Source organism: Pantoea sp. sgz302252, assembly GCF_042610525.1.
Lineage (GTDB): Bacteria > Pseudomonadota > Gammaproteobacteria > Enterobacterales > Enterobacteriaceae > Erwinia.
On record NZ_JBHDVM010000011.1, the window covers coordinates 47,565 to 69,203 of the forward strand.

Annotated in this window: 21 protein-coding genes; 3 read left to right on the plus strand and 18 right to left on the minus strand. The window is 52.6% G+C overall.

Going from position 1 to position 21,639, the window contains the following annotated elements:
• The first annotated feature begins 217 nt into the window (after positions 1 to 217).
• The gene (gene gspS, locus ACETPC_RS18300) at positions 218 to 595 is read left to right on the plus strand and encodes a type II secretion system pilot lipoprotein GspS (protein ID WP_380183830.1); all 378 of its coding nucleotides are present in this window, start codon (positions 218 to 220) and stop codon (positions 593 to 595) included.
• A gap of 9 nt (positions 596 to 604) precedes the next feature.
• Here the strand turns inward: gspS and ACETPC_RS18305 are convergent, their stop codons facing one another.
• The 14 genes from ACETPC_RS18305 to ACETPC_RS18370 all read right to left on the minus strand — a co-directional run bounded on the left by ACETPC_RS18305 (position 605) and on the right by ACETPC_RS18370 (position 13,199).
• Positions 605 to 1,423, minus strand: coding sequence for a prepilin peptidase (locus ACETPC_RS18305; RefSeq protein WP_380183832.1), 819 nt, complete (start codon positions 1,421 to 1,423; stop codon positions 605 to 607).
• Positions 1,416 to 1,883, minus strand: a complete 468-nt coding sequence (gspM, locus tag ACETPC_RS18310) for a type II secretion system protein GspM (protein WP_380183834.1) — start codon at positions 1,881 to 1,883, stop codon at positions 1,416 to 1,418. The genes ACETPC_RS18305 and gspM overlap by 8 nt, the downstream gene beginning before the upstream one ends.
• Entirely contained in the window at positions 1,870 to 3,033 is a 1,164-nt protein-coding gene (gene gspL / locus ACETPC_RS18315; protein WP_380183836.1) for a type II secretion system protein GspL, read from the minus strand. The genes gspM and gspL overlap by 14 nt, the downstream gene beginning before the upstream one ends.
• A gap of 13 nt (positions 3,034 to 3,046) precedes the next feature.
• Entirely contained in the window at positions 3,047 to 4,003 is a 957-nt protein-coding gene (gene gspK / locus ACETPC_RS18320; RefSeq protein ID WP_380183838.1) for a type II secretion system minor pseudopilin GspK, read from the minus strand.
• The gene (gene gspJ / locus ACETPC_RS18325; RefSeq protein WP_380183840.1) at positions 4,000 to 4,596 is read right to left on the minus strand and encodes a type II secretion system minor pseudopilin GspJ; all 597 of its coding nucleotides are present in this window, start codon (positions 4,594 to 4,596) and stop codon (positions 4,000 to 4,002) included. The genes gspK and gspJ overlap by 4 nt, the downstream gene beginning before the upstream one ends.
• A complete protein-coding gene (gspI, locus tag ACETPC_RS18330) occupies positions 4,593 to 4,955 on the minus strand; it encodes a type II secretion system minor pseudopilin GspI (protein ID WP_380183842.1) in 363 nt (120 codons plus the stop codon). Before gspI ends, gspJ begins: the two co-directional genes overlap by 4 nt.
• A complete protein-coding gene (locus ACETPC_RS18335) occupies positions 4,945 to 5,478 on the minus strand; it encodes a type II secretion system protein (RefSeq protein WP_380183844.1) in 534 nt (177 codons plus the stop codon). Before ACETPC_RS18335 ends, gspI begins: the two co-directional genes overlap by 11 nt.
• Positions 5,471 to 5,896 (minus strand): type II secretion system major pseudopilin GspG, encoded by a 426-nt coding sequence (gspG, locus tag ACETPC_RS18340; protein ID WP_380183846.1) that lies wholly within the window; start codon positions 5,894 to 5,896, stop codon positions 5,471 to 5,473. Before gspG ends, ACETPC_RS18335 begins: the two co-directional genes overlap by 8 nt.
• Positions 5,897 to 5,908: 12 nt before the next feature.
• A complete protein-coding gene (gspF, locus tag ACETPC_RS18345) occupies positions 5,909 to 7,114 on the minus strand; it encodes a type II secretion system inner membrane protein GspF (protein WP_380183848.1) in 1,206 nt (401 codons plus the stop codon).
• 2 nt (positions 7,115 to 7,116) lie between these two features.
• Positions 7,117 to 8,574, minus strand: coding sequence for a type II secretion system ATPase GspE (gene gspE / locus ACETPC_RS18350; RefSeq protein ID WP_380183850.1), 1,458 nt, complete (start codon positions 8,572 to 8,574; stop codon positions 7,117 to 7,119).
• Entirely contained in the window at positions 8,571 to 10,517 is a 1,947-nt protein-coding gene (gene gspD / locus ACETPC_RS18355; protein ID WP_380183852.1) for a type II secretion system secretin GspD, read from the minus strand. The genes gspE and gspD overlap by 4 nt, the downstream gene beginning before the upstream one ends.
• Positions 10,518 to 10,597: 80 nt before the next feature.
• The gene (locus ACETPC_RS18360) at positions 10,598 to 11,050 is read right to left on the minus strand and encodes a type II secretion system protein N (protein ID WP_380183854.1); all 453 of its coding nucleotides are present in this window, start codon (positions 11,048 to 11,050) and stop codon (positions 10,598 to 10,600) included.
• Positions 11,051 to 11,320: 270 nt separating this feature from the next.
• Positions 11,321 to 12,373 (minus strand): metallophosphoesterase, encoded by a 1,053-nt coding sequence (locus tag ACETPC_RS18365; protein WP_380183856.1) that lies wholly within the window; start codon positions 12,371 to 12,373, stop codon positions 11,321 to 11,323.
• 88 nt (positions 12,374 to 12,461) lie between these two features.
• On the minus strand, positions 12,462 to 13,199 hold the full coding sequence (locus ACETPC_RS18370) for a ricin-type beta-trefoil lectin domain protein (protein ID WP_380183858.1): 738 nt from the start codon (positions 13,197 to 13,199) through the stop codon (positions 12,462 to 12,464).
• A gap of 763 nt (positions 13,200 to 13,962) precedes the next feature.
• Here ACETPC_RS18370 and mutS point away from each other — a divergent pair.
• Positions 13,963 to 16,518 carry a DNA mismatch repair protein MutS gene (mutS, locus tag ACETPC_RS18375; protein WP_380183860.1) on the plus strand — a complete coding sequence of 852 codons (2,556 nt, stop codon included), beginning with the start codon at positions 13,963 to 13,965 and terminating at the stop codon, positions 16,516 to 16,518.
• Positions 16,519 to 16,656: 138 nt separating this feature from the next.
• Positions 16,657 to 17,931, plus strand: coding sequence for a hypothetical protein (locus ACETPC_RS18380; protein WP_380183862.1), 1,275 nt, complete (start codon positions 16,657 to 16,659; stop codon positions 17,929 to 17,931).
• A gap of 60 nt (positions 17,932 to 17,991) precedes the next feature.
• Here ACETPC_RS18380 and rpoS read toward each other — a convergent pair whose 3' ends face one another.
• The 4 genes from rpoS to surE all read right to left on the minus strand — a co-directional run bounded on the left by rpoS (position 17,992) and on the right by surE (position 21,635).
• Complete coding sequence (rpoS, locus tag ACETPC_RS18385; protein ID WP_380183864.1) at positions 17,992 to 18,984, minus strand: RNA polymerase sigma factor RpoS; 993 nt, start codon at positions 18,982 to 18,984, stop codon at positions 17,992 to 17,994.
• 51 nt (positions 18,985 to 19,035) lie between these two features.
• Positions 19,036 to 20,097 carry a murein hydrolase activator NlpD gene (nlpD, locus tag ACETPC_RS18390; RefSeq protein ID WP_380183866.1) on the minus strand — a complete coding sequence of 354 codons (1,062 nt, stop codon included), beginning with the start codon at positions 20,095 to 20,097 and terminating at the stop codon, positions 19,036 to 19,038.
• 156 nt (positions 20,098 to 20,253) lie between these two features.
• On the minus strand, positions 20,254 to 20,880 hold the full coding sequence (locus ACETPC_RS18395; RefSeq protein WP_380183868.1) for a protein-L-isoaspartate(D-aspartate) O-methyltransferase: 627 nt from the start codon (positions 20,878 to 20,880) through the stop codon (positions 20,254 to 20,256).
• Positions 20,874 to 21,635, minus strand: coding sequence for a 5'/3'-nucleotidase SurE (gene surE, locus ACETPC_RS18400; protein ID WP_380183870.1), 762 nt, complete (start codon positions 21,633 to 21,635; stop codon positions 20,874 to 20,876). The genes ACETPC_RS18395 and surE overlap by 7 nt, the downstream gene beginning before the upstream one ends.
• Between the last annotated feature and the right edge of the window lie 4 nt (positions 21,636 to 21,639).

Below are 21,639 nucleotides of genomic sequence, written 5' to 3' on the forward strand. Positions count from 1 at the left end.
AAACATAAAAATATAATATTTATCGAAACCTATATTTACTTACCTTTTAAATAGATAAAATAATTAATATTCGCGCTATATATTTAAAGAATCCCATTTTTATTCCCTATTGAAAAAAGCAGAAAAAACATTATGATCCCTTTTATCTTTAAAAAATCCCGTACTATATAAAGCACCGGCTTTTATTGCAGGGAAATTCAAATAAAAGGGATAAACAATGACTTTTTTTCGGGCGGGGACGCTGATTATATCTGTTTGCTTTACTCTTTCGGGCTGTCAGCACGCCGGACGCGCTGTTCCGGAGCCAGCCCGTCAGGTTGAGCAGCTCTCTGCGCTAATTGCGGGCGGGAACTATCTGCGGGAGCAGTGCGCGCAAACAAATTTGCCGGATGCTAATACGCTAACGACCCGCGCGCTGGCGCTGGCGGAACAAAGAGGGTGGGATCGCCACGCGGCGGACTACCACAGGCTGGTGCCGCTTAGCGCGGAGAAAGAGCGGCTGATTGCCAAAGATCCGCTAAACGAAAAGGATAAGTGCCAAAAACTGCAGGATTCGCTCGCCCTGTTTATCGCGCCAGCCGCACCGTCGTCCTGAGGCGGCGTTTTAGTTCAGGAAGCCAAAAAGCGGCGCGGCGCTGACAGCAGGGAAAAAATAACACAGCGCGCCAGCAGCGGTCAGGAAAGGCCCAAAGGGTATCTCACCCGATAAGGATTTTTTTCGGTACAGCCGGGCGGCCAGCACCGCAAGGATCCCCAGGCTGGCCGCAAGCAGTAAAACCGCGGGCAGCATCGCCCAGCCAAGCCACGCGCCCAGCGCGGCAAGCAGCTTGAAGTCACCGTAGCCCAGCCCTTCCCGCCGCGTGAAAAAGTAAAACAGCCAGTAGAGCGACCAGAGGGCCACATAGCCTGCAACGGCGCCGTAGATGGCATCAGCCAGCGCGGACGTCACCGCAAGCGCATGATACAACAGCCCGGCCCAGAGAAAAGGCAGCGTCAGCATATCGGGCAACAGTCCATGACGCAGGTCGATCAAGGCGAGCGGAACCAGAAAGCCGACAAACAGCAGCGCAAAAAGAGACGCTGCCACCGTCTGCTCTACACAGGAGAGCAGCAGCGCGAACAGAGTAAAAAACAGCTCCACCAGCGGATAGATGCCAGCTATTTTATCGCCGCAGTAAGCGCATTTTCCTCTTAAAAACAGCCAGCTCGCTAGGGGAAGGGTATGCTGCCAACGCAGTGTTAGACCACAATGCGGACAGTGCGAGCGGGGTAAAAAAAGATTGAAGCTAAGGTTATTTTTCTGCGCCGTCATCAGCGGAATACGATGGATAACGACATTAATAAAACTGCCGACAACGGCGCCGGTCAGCGCAAAAAATAGCGGCCACAGCCCGGGTGGCGCTTCATATCCCCAGTCAGTCACTGTAACCCTCCTGGAGCATCACCTGTGCGCCTTCCTGTTGCGTAAAGGAAAATTGATTTACCAGAACGTCTTCACGAGTTTCCAGCGTCACAAGCCATTCTATTAATGGATAAAGCTCTGCCCTGCGCAGCAACAGAATAAGTTGACCATCGTCGTTTTCCTGCCATTCCTGTATGACGATCTGTTCAGGCAGAGAGCGCTTTACGCGTTGCGGCAGCGGTGCCTTGCGTTCTTTCGTCTGGTTTAAGACCACCATCGAAGAGGTTTGTTGCTGCAACCAGAGATAGTGCCGCTGGGCGGCCGTCAGCCTCTGCTGGCTGGCTAGTTGCCAGGCCTGGAAGCTATCGATAACCAGCGCCCTGGCACCAGCCAGCAGCAGAATAACCGCCAGCGTTGCCATCAGAATTTTTTCACGCGGGTTCCGGCTATGCCAGGCCTGGAATATTTTATCTGCGCTCATCGCTTTTCCTTGAGATTATCAGCTGCACGCGGTCTCTTCTTTGCGGCACCACTTGCGCCTGGATGGGCCCGGTTGAAAAAGCCTCTGCCAGAGTGGCTAAATTTTGAGGAGCCTCGACCAGCGTCAGCTCCAGGATTTGCCGCTCGCCGTCCCACGCCATTTTTTCAGTTCGGCCGTGTTCGATCTGCGCCAGTAACGCATAGCTCTCTTTCAGCATGGCGCCTGGTCCACGGGTAGCCTGCGGCGCAGAGAGGCGATCGAGTTTCTGCTCCAGCCAGGGGCGCCACGGCGTCGAGTCAGGCAGCTGTGGAAAATAGCTTTTTACCAGCTGGCGCGCCTCGCTCTCCAGCTCTCTGGCCTGCCGTTCAATGCTCCAGACCGACAGAAACGGCAGCGCCGCCAGCAGCAGACCGCAGCAAACCGAAACGCCAATCAAGGTGCGAAAACTGGCCAGCTGAGTAAAAGCGATTCGGGGCTGAAACGCTCTGGTCAGAAAGGAGTAGCGTGTTGGAATATCGCTGGTAAACAGCATTGAAAACGTCTGGTCAGGCGCCTTTTCCCAACCTTCTCTAACCGATGGCGGCGTGCTGTAACAGCGGATTGACGTGCCCTCTTCTACTCTTTCCCACAGCGGAGCAAGCTGGCTCTCGCTGGCGCAAAGACCTTTGGTCGGCCCATATCTGATTAGCCAATCCTCGCCCAGCTTTACCGCCGTGTTGCAAGGCAGCGCCAATATGTCCGGATAAACCGCATCGGGGGTTATTCCCTGTTGGCGAAGGCGTTCAAGCCACTCTGCAAACAGCTTTTTATCTACGACTGCCACACGGTGACGATGGCTGTCGCTCTCCAGCACAACGCCGTGCAGCGTTTCGGCTTCGCACAAAAGCTCATCTTCAATCTGCCAGAGCAACGAGGCCAACGAAGGATTTTTAACCTGCTCGCCCAGGGTAATATCGTAAAAAAACAGGCGGCTGGTGGGCATCAGGAAAGTGACTCTGCTATCGCGGAGTCGCTTTTTCGGAAGAAGGGTCGCGTCGAGGCTACCCTCATAACAGCGGCCTTCCGGCGTGCGATAAAACCACAGAAAAGCATCGCTGTCCTGATGGCCCGCGCGAATAACAATATCGCCCTTTGCGGCTTTTTTTCTCATATGCCTCGGTTCCTTATTCACTCAGGCCGTACTGACGTCTTATCACGGTAAAACCGTGGCCTGTGCGGCTCAGCCAGCTGCGCAGCGGCCAGGATTGCGCCCTGCGCTGTTCAAGCCGTAGCTCGAAGTAATCGCTGCCGAAAGTCAGATGCTCTTTGATTTTTTCGAATGCCTCGGCGCTGCCTTCGGGCAGCCCGGCCGTTTTGAGCGCTTTCAGTGATGACCAGCCCTGCTGCGGTCGCGCAGCAATCCACTTGTTGAAGGTTTCCTGGCTAAGAGGGATAGCCAGCAGCGCGGAGATCAGCGGAAAATGTTCCTCCTGCAATCCGTTGACACTGACCTTCAGACGGCTGTCGGGCAAGACGCAAAGCATTTTCGCAAGGTTGCGCCACTGGTGGCGGCTAATGGTTTTCGCCAGGCGCAGTTCGCTGATATCGGCAAATTTTCTGCCGCTTAGTTTGCTGTTTTCCATAATCGCAGCCAACACGCTTTTCGCCTGCTCTTCTTTGCTTCCGCTGTTGACCAGCAGGCGTATAAATACCTGCTGCGCGTAGTCTTTTTCCGGCTCTTTTGCGGCATCCTCTTGCTGTTCGCTTCCGGCGTTTTCGCCCGTGGAAGCGCTGTTGCGCTTCGCCGTTTTTTTGTCGTTGCCGAAAAGAGCGTTGAGGTTAAAGCAGGCCTGGAGATCGCGCACGGCAACATTAAAAACGAGTCCGTCCAGCTTCAGCCAGGTCATTTTCCCTACGCTTGCCGGGCGCAGAACCGGCGCTAACAGCGCTTGCGCGTAGTGGTGTCGAATCACGGCCTCCGCGCCCAGCACGGCCCATTTTTCCGTCATCCTGTCATGCATAACGCGGCTGCGGCTAAAGCTGTGCAGCCAGTATTCCTGCATAACGGTAGCCAGCGCCGCCATGGTCGCTACTATCATCAACACGATAAGCAGAGCCATGCCCCGCTGTCGGCGATTCATTTAGCCCCCGAAACCAAAAATAGCCGGGTTATCGTGCCAAAATCACGCGTCGTCAGGGTGATTTCCACCGCCTCCGGCAGTGTGGCGGTGGCGTGCCAGCTCTCCATCCAGCCTTGTCTGGCAAACCTCACCCGAAAGGCGCTGACGTTTGCAAGGAGCAGGCTTTCTTTTGTGTTCAGGCCAAATTCACCCTGCTGATAAGGCGCGCTGGCGCGCATCAGCTTGCCGTTGACGCTGCGCCACCTTACCCATTGCAGCGTTGAGCGTGAGAGATAGCCGCCCGGATTGAGTTTGTTGGCGCGTAAAAAGGTTACGCCGCTGTTTGCGCCATCCTGGTTTTCGTAACGCATTTCGGGTAACAGCGTTTTATCGTGCCGGGCTTGCTCTGGTCGGGCAATCGCATAAGCGAAATCGCGTTCCATTAGCAGAAACGTGCGCTGTAAGGCGCCAAAATTTTCGCTTTGCGTTCGGATCCGATCGCTGTTGCGCAGCGTCCCCTGCAGCAGCAGCATGCCAGATAAGCTGACCAGCGCGAAAATCACCAGCGAGACCATGATTTCAAGCAGGGTAAATCCCCGCTGCGCTCTTGTCATTCTTTCACCAGCCAGCTTTTTAATGAAAAAAGGATTTGCTGCGGGTTTTCCTGCGGCGATACATCGATCTGCAACTGATAAATGTTTCGGTAGGTGGTGCTCTGGATTTGCCAGCTACGATAGAAGTTCATGCCGCCGGACTGAAAGCTTTCTCCCTGTACCGATTCGTTGGGCTGGACGCCGTTCAGCCTGATAGCGATCGCCAGATCTTCAGCGCTCCACATTGCCAGCTGCTGCTGTTTTAGTCGGTCAAGGTTACGAAGTTTTTCTGAACCAGCGTTGAGCATCGCCAGGCCAGCCAGCGCCAGGATAGCCATGGCGAACATGACTTCGATTAACGTCATCCCTTTATTTTTCACGGGCATCCCCGGCCGTCGGCGTAAATTCTATCGTCCCGTTCCGGCTAATGATTTCTCCTGCTTTTTCTTCCCGGTAATAAAGCTCAAGCGTGAATTCGCTGGCCTCATCGTCAGGCAAAAAAAGGAGCTGCGGCTCCTGCCGTTCCGCCATCGCCTGTAGCGCAATACTTTTGTTTTCTGCGCTAAGTTTTAAGCGCGTCGCGGCGGACAGGCCCGGCCTTTTTTTTACAGCGCTGGCCTGCTGCCAGGCGAAATCGGGCCAGCTTTCGCTTCTTTGCCCCTGACCGGCATAGGGCTTTAATGTCTGGATGCGCAGGCCATTGGTAAAGACAGCAATGCCATAAATACGATTTTCCAGCTCAGCGCGTTGCGCTATTCCGCGAATAGCCAGAGCCAGCTTTTCGCCTTCACGCTGCGCGCGCTCATCGGGCGGCCGACCGATCGCCAGCATAGCCAGCCCCGCCAGGATCACCATGACCAGCATAATCTCTAATAAAGTAAATCCCCTGCCGCCGTTACTCATCTAACATCCAGTTGCTGACAGGCTCTTTTCCCTCCACGCCTTCAGGCCCAAAGGAATAGATATCGACTGCGCCATGATCGCCAGGGCTTTTTAGCTGGTAAGGATTGCCCCAGGGATCTTTCGGCAGACGACGCACATAGCCGTCGCTACGATAGTTGCGGGGAATCGGGGCAATCGCCGGCTTTTTCTTAAGCGCGCTTAGCCCCTGTTCCGTAGTGGGATAAACGCCGTTATCGAGCTTGTACATTTCCAGCGCGTTTTCCAGGGTAACAATATCGCTGATCGCTTTTTGTCGATCCGCTTTGTCTTTGTTTCCCATCAGGCTGGGCAGCATTAAACTCGCCAGCACGCCGAGTATGACCACGACAATCATGACTTCCAGCAGCGTAAAGCCGCGTTGTTTTTTATTACGCATCATCTGCTCTCCCTGTCAGCCCGCCAGGCTGTTCATCTGCATAATCGGCTGTAAAATAGCCAGTACGATAAAAAAAACCATGCCTGCCATTGCGACGATCAACAGCGGCGTAAACAGGCTCACCATTACGTTGAGCTGGTGCAGAAATGCCTCTTCCTGAATATCGGCGGCGCGTCCAAGCATGCTGTCCAGCTCGCCGCTGCGCTCTCCTGAAGCGACGATATGGCGCATCATTGGCGAAAATAGCCCGCTTTTTGTCAGTGCATGCGACAGCTCGGCGCCTTCGCGTACTCTCTCCTGCGCCTGCGCCAGCTGCCAACGCGCGTAACTGTTATTGACCACAGAAGCGCTGACCTGCATCGCCTCCAGCAAAGGCACGGCGCTGGCACTGAGGATGCTTAACGTTTTTGCATAGTGAGCGGTGTTCAGGTTCAGCGACGCTTTGCCGATAACCGGCAAAATCAATAACAGGCGGTCCCAGCGCCGACGACGCTGCGCATCTTTTAGCAGCCGCTTTGCCAGCACTCCCAGCCCGGCGCATAGCAGCAGCAGGATCGGCCCTGCTGTTTGTACGCCCTCGCTGAGCGTCAGCAGCATTCGCGTGGAGAGAGGCAGCTCCGCTTTCAGATAAAGAAACTGTTCCACGACTTTAGGCACCACCGAAGTGAGCAAAATAGCGATTACCGCAATGGCGATCAGCGTTAGCAGCAGCGGATAAAGCAAAGCCTGGATAAGTTTGCTTTTGATCTTCTGGCTTTGCTCGGTGTGATCCGCCAGGCGCGTCAGCACCAGAGATAATTTTCCGGAGGATTCGCCTGCCGCCACCACTGCGCAAAAGAGTCTGTTAAAGGTTTTTTGGCTGGCCAGCGCTTCGGAAAAAGCGCGCCCTTCCAACACCTGCTGGCGCAGCTGCTGAACAAGCTTTTGCTGCGCCGGTTTTTCACACTGCTGCGATATCGTCAGTAAAGCGTCTTCCAGCGGTAGCGCTGCGCTCAGCAAGGTGGCCAGCTGGCGAGTGAAAATAACTAAATCGCTGCCGCGAAGCGCGACCGGCTTCCGGGAAGAAAAAGCGATAGCAGCGGATTCGGTCGTCGGCTTTAGCGTGATTACCTGCCAGTTATTGCCCGTCAGCTTTTGCCAGGCGAGACGGCGAGAGGGCGCTTCAACCCATCCGCGCTGTTTTTTTCCCTGTCGGTCAACGGCACTGTAGCGAAATTTCATCTTCACTCCTGCCTGGTGACGCGGATGACTTCTTCCGGTGAAGTTAGCCCGGCAAGGACTTTTTGCCAGCCGTTATGCCGGATTGAAGAAGCATTACGGCGGACGATTTCCTCCAGCTCCGCTTCACCGCGCCCCTGAGCAATGGCCTGGCGCAGCGGCGCATCTACCAGAATCAGCTCGTGGATGCCCGTTCGACCGCGATAGCCGCTGTGATTACAGTTATCGCAGCCTGCTGGCTGATAGATGCGCTGCTCAGCGCCTTCCTGCAGGCTAAAGCCGAAGCTGCGTGCCTGCGCGGCAGTCAGCGTCGCAGATTCGCGGCAGCTGGCGCATAGCGTTCTGACCAGGCGCTGGGCGAGCACACCAATCAGTGAACTGCCCAGCAGAAAAGGCTCGACGCCCATATCGCGCAGGCGTCCCACGGCACCGATAGCGGTGTTGGTATGCAAAGTTGAAAGCACCAGATGGCCGGTAAGCGAGGCCTGTACGGCAATTTGCGCCGTTTCCGTGTCGCGGATTTCGCCAATCATGACTACGTCCGGATCCTGACGTAAAATCGCTCTTAACCCTCTGGCGAAGGTCATGTCCACTTTGGGATTCACCTGGGTCTGTCCGATACCTTCCAGCTCATATTCAATCGGATCTTCGACCGTCATGATGTTGCGATGCTGGCGGTCAATCTGACTGAGCGCCGCGTAGAGCGTGGTACTTTTGCCGGACCCCGTCGGCCCGGTGACAAGGATTATGCCGTGGGGTTGGCGCAGCAGCTCCGCCATTTTTTCGCGCTCTGCTTTATCCATGCCAAGCCGACAGAGGTCGAGCTGAACGGCGTTTTTATCCAGAAGCCGCATTACCAGGCGTTCGCCATAGCGCGCCGGCAGCGTGGAAAGGCGGACATCGATAGCGCGGCCGCCGATACGCAATGCGATACGTCCATCCTGCGGCAGACGCTTCTCGGCAATATCCAGCCGGGCCATAACCTTGATCCTGGAAATCAGCACGGCGGCGAGCTGCCGTGGCGGCGACAGTACCGGACGCAGCACGCCGTCCACGCGAAAACGGATCAGCAAATGGTGTTGATAGGGTTCGATATGAATATCAGAAGCGCCCTCTTTTATCGCTTCGGCCAGCATAGCGTTAATAAAACGAATAATCGGCGCGCCGTCGTCGCAGTCGAGCAGGTCCTCATCCTGGGGCAAGGATTCGGCCAGTTCAAAGAGATCGGCCTCGTTGCCCAGGTTTTCGATCATCTGTCGCGCCCGGGAGGCATCCTGCTGATAGGCTTCGATAATGCATTGCGTAAAAGCTTCTTCAGAGAGCAGCTCCAGGTTGCCGTGCGGCTTCTGCCTTAACGCTTCCTGCAAAGCCTGCAAGCTGGCACTTTGCCGATAGAAGAGCTGGCCCTGTTGATAAAACACGCCGTTTTTTTGTACCCAGGCGAAGGGAAACATGTCGCTCATCGCGGCTGCCCGGCATAGAAGGCATTGATATCACCGATAACCTGCTGCACACCACCGCGAGGGTCTGACAGACCGGTCTCGTTATCAAGCGTCTGCCGTAAATCGGCATTAGCGATCTCTTCCAGCTTATATTGATTAAATTTGCCACGTGCCTGCCTGCTGACGCGGGCGAAATCTTCTTCTCCGCGAATAATGGTAGGCCGAATAAACAGCATAAGATTTCTTTTAGCTACTTTACTGGTGGTCGAGCCGAAAAGGTGTTTCAGCCCAGGAATGCTGCCTAACAGCGGCACTTTGCTATCCACGTTGCTGTTGCTGGTATCCAGCAATCCGCCGACCACTGCGGTTTTGCCTGAGCCGATCATAACGGTGTTTTTTACCACGCGGGTATCGAATGTCGGGCCGAGTTCGCTATTGACGCCGGATTCAGAAACGCTGGAAACTTCCTGTTCGATATTCATCATCACCACCTCGCCCTGATTAATCTGCGGCGTAACTTTTAACTTTATGCCGACGCTTTTTCGCTCGACCGAGTTATAGACGTTATCGCCTGAGGTAGTTTGCGATCCGGTCAGGACAGGCACTTCCTGGCCTACCGTGAATTCCGCTTCGACATTATCCAGCGTCACAATACCAGGCGTGGCCAGGATATTATTCATGCTGTTTGATTTAAGCGCATTAATTAATCCTGACCAGTTGCCATGGTAAAAACCTGCGGCCAGTCCGGTGATGCTGGCAAGCGCGCCGGCTGCGCCTTTTTCCGGCAGCGTAGTGACTGAACTGCCGCCAGAAGGGAAATTAGTGCCGCCCGCACGATCGTTCATCCACTGCACGCCGAAATTTAATCCTTCCGCATCCGAGACCTCAGCAATAATCGCCTCGACCAGTACCTGCGCACGGGGTATATCAAGGCTGTCGATGACTTTTTCCATTTCCCGCAGCGCGGGCGGCGGCGCGTTAATGATTAACGCGTTGATTTGTGTATCCGCTTTAAGGGTGACGCCGTTATTAGCGACAGTATTAATTTCTACGGGCGTGCTTTCATTTGGCGTAACGGGCGTTTCGCTGGTGATACCGGTCAGCACCTTTAATAACTCTTCGGCCTTGGCGTATTTAAGATAAATAACGCGGGTTGCGCCAGAGCCGAGAGCGCCACTGCTGCTATCCAGTTTTTTCAGGGTGATTAGCATACGCGACGCAGCCTGCTTATCACCGGTTATCAGTACGGAATTGGTTCTTTCATCCGCTACGACGGTAACGTAAACCCTGTCGCCGTTGCCTTCGTTTTTCTTTTGCAGTGCGGCAGCCATACGGGCGATTTCGCTGGCGGAAGCATGTTCAAGATGAAGAGTCAGTACCTCAAGGCTCGCCTGCTCATCAAGGCGTTTAACAATGGCAACCAATTGATTAATAACCGTAGCGCGCCCGATCATCAGCACCGTATTGGACGGGTTGTAATGAATAATACTGCCCTCTGCGGCGTTATTGAGCTGACGTAATAAAGGCGCCAGCTCTCTGCCGGAAACATTGTGCAGCGGAACCATTCTGGCAATAACTTCATCACCGGCCGGTACTTCGCCTTCCAACACCAGCGGTACGCCATGCGATCTGGCGCTACGATCCGAAACTATTTTAATGACGTTGTTTGATGCGGCGACGGCAGCAAAACCATAGACGTTAAGGACGCTAAGAAAAAACTGATAGTACTGCTCTTTATCCATCTTCTCATAGCTTTGTACACTGACCACTCCCTGAACTGAGGGATCGATAATGATAGTTTTATCCAGGCTTTTACTAACGGTGTTAATGAATTCCCGGATATCAATATTTCTGAAATTTGCAGAGAGACCTTCTGCCACCGCCAGCCCGGGTAAAATCATTAACAACGCGGCAAATAAAGCAGCGTGAACATTAACTTTTTTTATCATCATAGTGGGGAACATGCTAATAGGTTCCTTTCTCTTTGAAAGTCAAAGCGAATCCCAGACCTCTTTTACCCGTGTATCAGAGAGGCGGATTATAACTATTTATCATTAATTTTAATCGTTTCATAATAGCCGTTGTTATCAATAACTATCTTTCCTGGAAAAATCTTTATCACTTTCTCATTATCATGGTCGATAATGTCGTTGCAGCCATAGCTATGCTGTATATTATCGATAGCGATAATAGCAATTGCATAGCGACAATCGTTACTGCTCAAGGTTCCTGCCAGCTTCAGCTCGGGGCTGGCGGCAGGCGCATTGATTAACACCTCATCAGGCAGCGGTTCTGGGCCTGTTTTCCAGCGTTGCGAAGCGATAGTTACCGTGTTTTTCAGCAAGGGTAACTCGCTGACTGAGAGCGTCTCCGGCCTGGGAAGTTGTCTTTTCGTACTCCTTTCCGGTACCGGCTCCAGGCTGGGGATGCTGCGGTAAAAAACCAACCCAGTCAACGCAACAATGACCAGCGTGGCCAGCACCATAAAAACATTCATGCTGCGAGCGCTCACACCTTATCCTTCTGCCAGCAAAGGGCTCTTTTTCATATTTTTGCCGCAATAATATTCACTGTGACGATTCAGACGGTATCATCACAGTTTTATTAATTTCAGACAAATATGTTGCTCTTAATTAAGAGCGATATCACCAGGTGAATCACTTAATAAATCTGCCTAATAAGGCAAACAGGCCACTTTTGTCAGGAAAACCCATCACTTTGACGCAAGCGGCCCTGATAACCTTAGTATCTTACCGCGGTAGTAGAGCTACTGACATGAAACGTAGCCCCAATCAGAATTAAGCGTGGTGCCCCATGTTTTTATACAAATATCTGAATTTTTATGCCAGACTGAAAATATTTCCCTGGTTTTTTCCCACACCAGCCACGTGTAATTCCAACTGATTACATTGATATCTTTGCTTCCCGGCGGCACGGTGTAAAAGAAGGTGTTACCTAAAGCCAGGTTACCAGAAACATAGGCATGTTGCTTGTTGCTCTCCTCATCTTTCCAGTTTATTTTCACGTAAGAGACGTAGCCCCCCTCATTTTTTACTTTTACATTAACAGCCGGCGATGGCGGTTTAGAGTTGACTTCCTGAGTGTTTAACGAAATCTTATCTGATTCTTCAACCAGACCGTTCCTGTCATAGGCGTAAACTTTTGCCGTTTTCTCTTTTTTATTTAATGCCAGCTTTAACCATGTACCCCGAGCGCTGGAGCCGGATTCGTACCAGCCACTATTGTAGCCAAGACTATAGTGATAATGTCCGGAAAATTTAAGTTTCACGTTAAATTTATTGATTAGTTCTTTTAACCTGCCGGCATCGGCATCTTTGCGGTGTTGGTTAAGAATGATAATTTGGTTTTTCTTTCTTGCCTGATAGAGCTGATTGTGCAGCCAGTTATATTCAGCGTCCTGATATCTGTATATATCATAAGTTTTGGCGCCCAGCCCTTCCCAGCCGCTTACATATTGCTTTATACTTATTGGATTTTTGCCTGGCTCATAATCGTTTAGCTGAATAAGAAGAACATCGCCAAAGTCAACCGAGTATGAAAGTGAACCTTTGAATTTTGACTGAATGGCGGGGAACTGATAGCCATCGCTGTGAATCATATCCAGGGAATAAAGATTCCGCATTTGGCCCACATGCTCCTGTAATTTTACGAAGCTTCTTATCACGCAATTATTCGAGGCACAGTCGTTATAGTTGTTATAGATATCATGATTACCTAGCCCAAAGTAATAAGGGATCGCCAGGTTTTTTAAGAGTGCTCCTACGTCGTTCCATTCACTTTTATGACCGAAACTGGTCATATCAATCACCGTTGATAATCACGGCTCTTGCCAGTGGATAATTTTTAGAAAAATTTTGGTATTGCTCTGTGATATTACGTTTCGACGTTTAGTTATCCACATTGCAATTGGTTACGCCACACCAGACCTGAGGATCAGAAGTGATAATAAACTCTTCCTCTTCAGGTACCGTAATGCTGGAAGCCTTATCGTTAAAACTATTTCCTACATAGGCTATATTTTTATTGATGGTGAAAATAGTGCCCTTACAATCAATATGTTCATAGAGATTTACCGAGCTGTTAATAACACTAACAGAGGAAACGGCATCGTTCGGAGACAAAAATGCTATATTTTTATCGCCGCAATGAAAAGGTTTACTGTAGTTACTGTCTATATAGAGGCAGTATTTAGGGATAGAAAACTTTTCCGTGCTTCCTTTTTCGCATTGTCGCGACCAGATATAATATCCATCACTGTAAGGTGAGGAACCAGCCGAACCCGAGGCCGTTGCATTAAGCCAGCCTTCATATATTGGCTTAGGACCAGTATATTTATAAGTTAAACATTGTTCCGGATAATCGTGTGGATAGATAAAACCGTTAGCAAAGGTAAATTTTTGATTTTTACCCCCATTACACTTCCACAGAACTAAACTGCCCGATTTATCCCTGTTTACGTCAATGCAATAGCTTTTGTTAGCTACATATTTTAACTGAAAATCTTCATAAATAAAATTTTGGTTTGGATTTTTTGTACAGGGGGTACAGAATGATATTCGTACCATTGGTAATGTTGCTGGACTTGACGTCCATACATTTTTTATCGGTACTGTCTCGTATTTCATGAGCGTAACAATAATGTGAAAGCATTAAAAAAAGGAATAAAAATATTCTTATCATAATTAACACTCTTGTTTAATTAAAAAAATAACCACCCAGAGAATAACCAGGCTGAACATTCCAATAATAACCGATAATTATTTATTGGTTTTTTGTAAATAAAATCAAGAGACCTTATAGATCAAAAAATTCATTAACCGCTAATTAATCAAGTTAACTGAATGGACTCAGGAGGGGCCGTTTGTAAAATGAACTCACTCCCTTATTAAAGAACATAATTATCCAAAGTAATCAATAAGTTTACATCACCAAAAAAACAAAAATCAACGCGTAAAAGAATATTGCTCTTTTTTAAAGCCATGCTTATCGCTGATGATTAAACCAACTCAACTATATACTTCTGATGATATCAACCTGAATTATTTATCATTAATTAAGCGTATTTCTTCGTACTTTGACAGAGAAATTAAAATTTCATCGAGACATAATTTGATTTTTTTCAGACTATAAGACTTAAGATTGCCATTCTGCAAAAAAATATGCGGCCGATGCGTCATCTGGCATGACGCCAACGGTAACGTTGCGACAACTTTTTTTTCATTATTGCGCAGCGTCTTCCGCTTTTACCTGTGACAGTGCGTTACCGCCCAGGTTAATATGACCGATTATCCGTTTCAACCGGTGGTTTATTCAAAAACAGCGTAGGTCTGATGAGCATTGCAGCGTGTGTTTTCTTATTAAAATTCAAAGGACTGGAGATTTCCCCCAATGAATAACAGCGACAATTTGTCCTCCCATACCCCGATGATGCAGCAGTATCTGCGCCTGAAAGCGGAGCATCCGGAGATCCTGCTGTTTTATCGCATGGGTGATTTTTACGAACTCTTCTATGACGATGCCAAACGCGCCTCGCAGCTGCTGGATATCTCGCTGACCAAACGCGGCGCTTCCGCTGGCGAACCTATACCTATGGCTGGCGTGCCACATCATGCCGTAGAAAATTATCTGGCTAAGCTGGTGCAGCTGGGCGAGTCGGTGGCTATTTGCGAACAGATTGGCGATCCGGCACTGAGCAAAGGGCCGGTAGAGCGCAAAGTCGTGCGCATTGTTACGCCGGGCACCATCAGCGATGAAGCGCTGTTGCAGGAACGTCAGGATAACCTGCTGGCAGCGATCTGGCAGGGGCCGCGCGGCTTCGGCTATGCGACGCTGGACATCAGCTCCGGCCGTTTCCGCCTGGCGGAGCCGACGGATTCAGAGACAATGGCAGCAGAATTACAGCGAACCAACCCGGCAGAGCTGCTCTATCCGGAAGATTTTGCCGCCATGTCGCTAATTGATAATCGCCGTGGGCTACGTCGCCGACCGCTGTGGGAGTTTGAGATAGAAACCGCGCGCCAGCAGCTGACGCTACAATTCGGCACGCGCGATCTCAACGGCTTCGGCGTCGAGCAGGCGCAGTTCGCGCTGCGCGCGGCGGGCTGTCTGCTGCAATACGTTAAGGATACTCAGCGTACGTCGCTGCCGCATATTCGTTCGCTGAGCATGGAGCGCCAGCAGGACGGCATCATTATGGATGCCGCCACGCGCCGCAATCTGGAAATTACCCAGAACCTGGCGGGCGGCTTCGACAATACTTTGGCCTCGGTACTGGACAGAACCGTCACGCCGATGGGCAGCCGTATGCTGAAGCGTTGGCTGCACATGCCGATTCGCGATACTAAAACGCTTGTTGATCGCCAGCAGAGTATTGGCGCGCTACAGGATTTCACCGCAGAGATTACGCCCCTGCTGCGTCAGGTGGGCGATCTGGAGCGAATTCTGGCAAGGCTGGCGCTACGTACGGCTCGCCCACGCGATTTAGCAAGAATGCGTCACGCCTTCCAGCAGCTTCCGGAACTGGACGCGCTGCTGGTCGAAAGCGATGTCGCCCATTTGCAAAATTTGCGTCAGCAAATGGGCCAGTTCGATGAACTGCGCGAGCTGCTGGAGCGAGCCATTATTGATGCGCCGCCAGTGCTGGTGCGCGATGGCGGCGTGATTGCGCCCGGCTACAACGAAGAGCTGGACGAGTGGCGCGCGCTGGCGGACGGCGCTACCGACTATCTCGACAAGCTGGAAATCCGCGAGCGCGAGAAGCTGGGTCTGGATACGCTGAAAGTCGGTTTTAATGCTGTACACGGTTACTATATTCAGGTCAGCCGCGGGCAGAGCCATCTGGTGCCGATCAACTACGTGCGCCGCCAGACGCTGAAAAACGCCGAGCGCTATATTATTCCCGAGCTGAAAGAGTATGAAGATAAGGTTCTGACCTCGAAGGGCAAGGCACTGGCGTTAGAGAAAGCGCTGTACGATCAGCTATTCGATCTGCTGCTGCCGCATCTGGAGGCGTTACAAATCAGCGCCGCCGCGCTGGCGGAGCTGGATGTGCTGAGCAACCTGGCGGAACGCGCCTGGACGCTGAATTTTGCCTGCCCAACCTTTGCCGACAAGCCTGGCATTAAGCTTAACGGCGGTCGCCATCCGGTAGTCGAGCAGGTGCTGAAAGAGCCGTTTATCGCCAATCCGCTAACGCTAACGCCGCAGCGGCGTATGCTGGTTATTACCGGCCCGAATATGGGCGGTAAAAGTACCTATATGCGCCAGGCGGCGCTGATTGCGCTAATGGCCTATATTGGCAGCTATGTGCCAGCAGAGTCAGCCATCATCGGGCCTATCGATCGTATCTTTACCCGCGTCGGCGCGGCGGACGATCTTGCTTCCGGCCGCTCGACCTTTATGGTGGAGATGACCGAAACCGCCAATATTCTGCACAACGCCACGGAGTACAGCCTGGTGCTGATGGATGAGATTGGCCGCGGCACTTCGACCTATGACGGGCTTTCACTTGCCTGGGCCTGTGCGGAAAGCCTGGCGAACCGGATCAAGGCTATGACGCTGTTCGCCACCCACTATTTCGAGCTGACCACGCTGGAGGAAAAAATGGAAGGCGTCGCTAACGTGCATTTAGATGCCGTAGAGCACGGCGATACCATCGCCTTTATGCACAGCGTGCAGGATGGCGCGGCCAGCAAGAGTTATGGTTTGGCGGTCGCCGCGCTGGCTGGCGTGCCGAAAGAGGTGATCAAGCGTGCGCGGCAGAAGCTGAAAGAGCTGGAAGCCAGCTCCGCCAGCGCCGCCGCAGGCAGCGCCGAAGGCCCACAGCTGCCGCTGCTGGCCGAAGAGACGTCACCAGCCGTCGAGGCGCTGGAAGCACTGGATCCTGATACGCTTTCACCGCGTCAGGCGCTGGAGTGGATTTATCGGCTGAAGTCGCTGATTTAGTTTTTATGGCCCGCGCTCTGCGGGCCTTTTCTTTGGAACTATCTCCTTCCCTCTCCCACGTAATGACAGTGATAAAGCGTTAAGGCCTGGCCGCGCCGTTTTGTCCACGTCCTTTCATCTAATCCAGTGGAGAGTGCCATGAATATGAGAGTGAATCCCGGTGGGATAAACAGCGAGGCGATCAATGCGGGGCAGTTTTCCGCACGCTTTAGCAAAACGCAGAGCAGCAACCTCGCTGCCGCGCCGGAAAAGTCCAGCCTGTTACAGTACGGCGGCGCGGACGGTAAAACCAGCCAAAAGACTTCTACCGCCTCGCTCAGTTCAGACTACAAAACGATGATCGATTCGCTGGTTAAACAGGGCAAGGAAGAGCTGAGCAAGCTGAAAGAGCAGCTTACGCAGCAGCAGTCTTCTGGTAACAGCGCCACCAGCACGCAGAACGTGACATCGCAGCTGCAAATGCTGCTCGACAGCATTGCCAAACTGCTAAAGCAAAGCCAGAGCCAGCAGTCGTCCGGTAATAGCAGCAGCACCGATACTCAGCTCAGCAGTGCGCTATCGCAGCTAAAGGAGCTGCTTTCTTCTATAGGTGAAACTACTGGCGCTGGTGCCACGACGGCCAACAGCGGAACTGGCGGGCAGGCGATGCCGACCAGCGAAAAAGATACCAGCGTGCCGCCTTCCAGCAGTACGCTGTTCAAAAATATGGACGGCGATAACCGCAGCGCCGATCAGATTATTAATGACAACCCGGTGCTGAAAAACCTGGGTAACCAGAAAGATATCAAACAGAGCGAACTGAAAAAGCAGTTTGGCGACTGGACGGCCAATAACCCGGACGAAAAGAGCCGCGCGCTCGCCGCCAAAAATATGTCTTACTTCCTGAATAACGTTAAGGCGCTGGATAACCGTGAAGGCGGGGATCGCGGCAAGATCTCCACTAACGGTAAGATCGAAGGGATCACTAAAAGCGGCGATGCCCGTCACGGTACGGAAGCAGCCATTGTTAAAGACGTGGCGGAACAAGGGCTGGATAAGGCCTTTCCTAAAGATGGCAGGCTGACCACCACCAATGATGAAATGGTTAACCTGAACGGCACCAACAAAAGCGGCTTTCAGGGCATCTGTCTGAAGTTGGGCAAGGCGCTGGCCTTTATTCCGGGTCTCAGCAATGTGCTAACCGGCATGGGCCGTGCGGAAAGTACCAATCCGTGGGATGTCATTAAAGGCGGCATCGTCGGTGGAGTGAAGACCGCCTTTGATGCACTGAAGGGCGTGGCTCAGGGCCTGCTGTCCGGTAAAGTCAGTCCGGTTCAGATGTTGATGAGTGCCTATAAAGGCGCGGTGATGGATACCTATGCCATGCAGGATGTGAAATCCGACGCCAAAGATAAGATAAAGAATAGCGTCTGATCGGCAGGCAATAAAAAAGCGGTGGTTTTCACCACCGCTTTTCGCAGTCACGCTTGTAGCTTATTCGCGAAACAGGGCTTCAATATTCAGGCCCTGAGCCTGCAGGATTTCCCGCAGACGACGCAGGCCTTCAACCTGAATCTGGCGAACACGTTCACGAGTCAAACCGATTTCGCGGCCCACATCTTCCAGCGTTGCCGCTTCATAGCCTAACAGGCCGAAACGACGCGCCAGCACTTCACGCTGTTTGGCGTTCAGTTCGAACAGCCATTTGACGATGCTTTGCTTCATATCATCGTCCTGGGTGGTATCTTCCGGACCGTTGTCTTTTTCGTCGGCCAGGATATCCAGCAGCGCTTTTTCAGAATCTCCGCCTAACGGCGTATCGACTGAAGTGATGCGTTCGTTGAGACGCAGCATACGGCTAACATCATCAACAGGCTTGTCCAGCTGTTCGGCAATTTCTTCTGCGCTTGGCTCATGATCCAGCTTGTGGGCCAGTTCGCGCGCGGTACGCAGATAAACGTTCAGCTCTTTAACAATGTGGATCGGCAGGCGAATTGTACGGGTTTGGTTCATGATTGCCCGTTCAATAGTCTGACGAATCCACCAGGTAGCGTAGGTAGAGAAACGGAACCCACGTTCAGGGTCAAATTTCTCTACCGCGCGGATCAGGCCCAGATTACCTTCTTCAATCAGATCCAGCAAAGCCAGACCACGATTGCCGTAACGACGGGCGATCTTCACTACCAGACGTAAGTTACTTTCAATCATGCGGCGACGGGACGGAATGTCACCACGCAGAGCCCGACGAGCGAAGAACACCTCTTCCTCTGCCGTAAGGAGCGGAGAATAACCAATCTCTCCCAGGTAGAGCTGCGTCGCATCCAATACGCGTTGCGTGGCGCCTTGTGACAACAGCTCTTCTTCAGCTATATCGTTATCAGCAGGTTCGTTTCCGACAAGAGCCTTCTCATCAAAAATTTCAGCTCCGTTTTCGTCGAATTCCGCGTCTTCATGTAACTCGTTAACTTTCAGCGTATTCTGGCTCATAAGCGGCTCCTACCCGTGATCCCAGGGCAGAACAACCAGGGTTCTGCCGGTTTATCGCTGCGGTAAATAACGCAACGGGTTTACGGATTTCCCCTTGTAACGAATTTCAAAATGCAATCTAACCGAACTGGTGCCGGTACTGCCCATGGTCGCAATCTTCTGACCCGCTTTAACTTCCTGCTGCTCGCGGACCAGCATAGTATCGTTATGGGCATATGCACTCAGGTAGTCATCATTATGTTTGATGATAATCAAGTTGCCATAACCGCGCAGCGCATTCCCGGCGTATACAACGCGCCCTGAAGCGGTTGAAACAATGGGCTGTCCACGCGATCCCGCGATATCGATACCTTTGTTGCCGCCTTCGGAAGCAGAAAAGTTATCGATGATCTTCCCGTCGGTCGGCCAGCGCCAGCTGCCTACCGGAGTAGAGCTGTTGGTTGTGCTGCTGACGGTCGGAGCAGTTACCGGAGCTGTCGTCGTTGCGACAGTATTTGTGCCGGCTGAAGGTAACATTTTACCCTCACTTGGTTTACCTGAATCCTCAGAATACGTAATAACTGGCTGACGTGCAACCGTTGTCGGCTTCATTTGTGTACTGGTCGGCTGAGCAGGTACGCCGCCCGCGGTAGCATCCGCAGCGGTAATCGCATTGCCGCCGGTCAGGGTGCCGCCTGAGCCGTTACTAACCTGCAAGCGCTGACCCACGTTGAGGCTGTAAGGTGCAGGGACGTTATTTCGATCGGCTAAATCGCGGAAATCGTTACCGGTAATCCAGGCAATATAGAACAGCGTATCGCCACGTTTAACGGTATAAGTTTCGCCGCTGTAGCTGCCTTTCGGAATATTCCCATACGAGCGGTTATAGACGATGCGGCCATTTTGCGTAACAACATTTTCACTTCCGCCTCCGCTCATCGCGGGCGCGCTGTTGCCGGAAACGATCGGCGGCGGCTGGGTGATAAGCCCGCCGCCGCTGTTGGCGCTACCGTTGCCGCCTACCGAGCTGATGGGCGCCTGTGTATTGTTGCTGGAACAGCCAGCCAGCCAAAAACCAACCAGCGAAACCGCCGCGATACGGCGTAATTTTACTACCGGGCTTCCCGTGCTCATTTATATCCCCCGCTACGGCAAAACTGTGCGACCGCGCTCGGCTAAACCTGCGCCAGCAGCATTAAATTCTGAATGGGTAAGATAGTAACAATATCGACCGCCGCGTGCCATTAACAGATAGAAGCCATTAACAGATACGTACAATTCGCCAGGCAATCAGGCCAGATCGCCCTGCACCAGTGGCACAAAACGTACCGGCTCAATGGTTTCCACCAGGAATTCTCCGCTTTTACGGGTAATACGCTTGAGCTGCTGCTGTTCCTCTCCTACCGGCAGCACCATAACGCCGCCTTCGTCCAGCTGGTTCATCAGCTCTACCGGGATTTCCGGCGGTGCGGCAGTCACTATGATCGCATCAAAAGGGCCGCGCGCCGGCCAGCCTTGCCAGCCATCACCGTGGCGGGTTGATACGTTATGCAGATCGAGCTGTTTTAACCGCCGCTTCGCCTGCCATTGCAAACCTTTGATGCGCTCGACGGAGCAAACGTGTTCGACAAGATGCGCCAGGATCGCAGTTTGGTAACCGGAACCCGTGCCGATCTCCAGCACGCGCGAATCAGGCTTTAGCGCCAGCAGCGAGGTCATCTTCGCGACGATATAGGGCTGAGAGATGGTCTGCCCGGAGCCAATCGGCAGCGCCGTATTTTCCCAGGCCTGATGCTCGAAAGCTTCATCGACGAAACGCTCGCGCGGCACGGCCTCTATCGCCTTTAACAGCGCTTCATCCGTAATACCCTGCTGGCGAAGCTGCATCAGCAGCGTTTCGATACGGCGGTTCACCATTCGTTTTCAACTCCCGAACTGGCTAACCACGAAGCGACGACCTCCTGCGCGGCGTGCGCGGTGAGATCGACATGCAGCGCGGTTACCGAGACGTAGCCTTCCTCAACGGCCGCGAAGTCTGTATCGGGGCCAGCGTCGAATTTCTCGCCCGGCGGGCCAATCCAGTACAGCTTATGGCCGCGCGGATCCTCCAGTGGAATCACCTGGTCGCTGGGATGGCGGCTGCCGCAGCGGGTAACGCGAATGCCTTTGATCTCGCTTAATGGCAGATCTGGTACATTGATATTCAGGATGCGCCCGGTGCGCAGCGGCTCACGCAGTAACGCGCGGAGAATGGAGCAGGTAACGGCAGCGGCGGTAGCGTAATGCTCATGACCATCGAGCGAGACGGCAAGCGCGGGCAACCCCAGATGCCTACCCTCCATCGCTGCCGCGACGGTGCCGGAATAGATGACGTCATCGCCCAGGTTTGGCCCGGCGTTAATACCGGAAACCACGATGTCGGGCCGGGGCTGCATCAATGCATTAACGCCCAGATAGACACAGTCGGTGGGCGTGCCCATCTGCACGGCGATATCGCCATTGGGATAGCTGAAGGTACGAAGCGGCGTTTCCAGCGTCAGCGAGTTCGATGCGCCGCTGCGGTTGCGATCCGGCGCCACTACCTGTACTTCTGCGAACTCGCGCAGCGCGGCCGCCAGCGTCTGGATCCCCGGCGCATGAATACCGTCATCGTTACTCAGCAATATTCGCATCTGA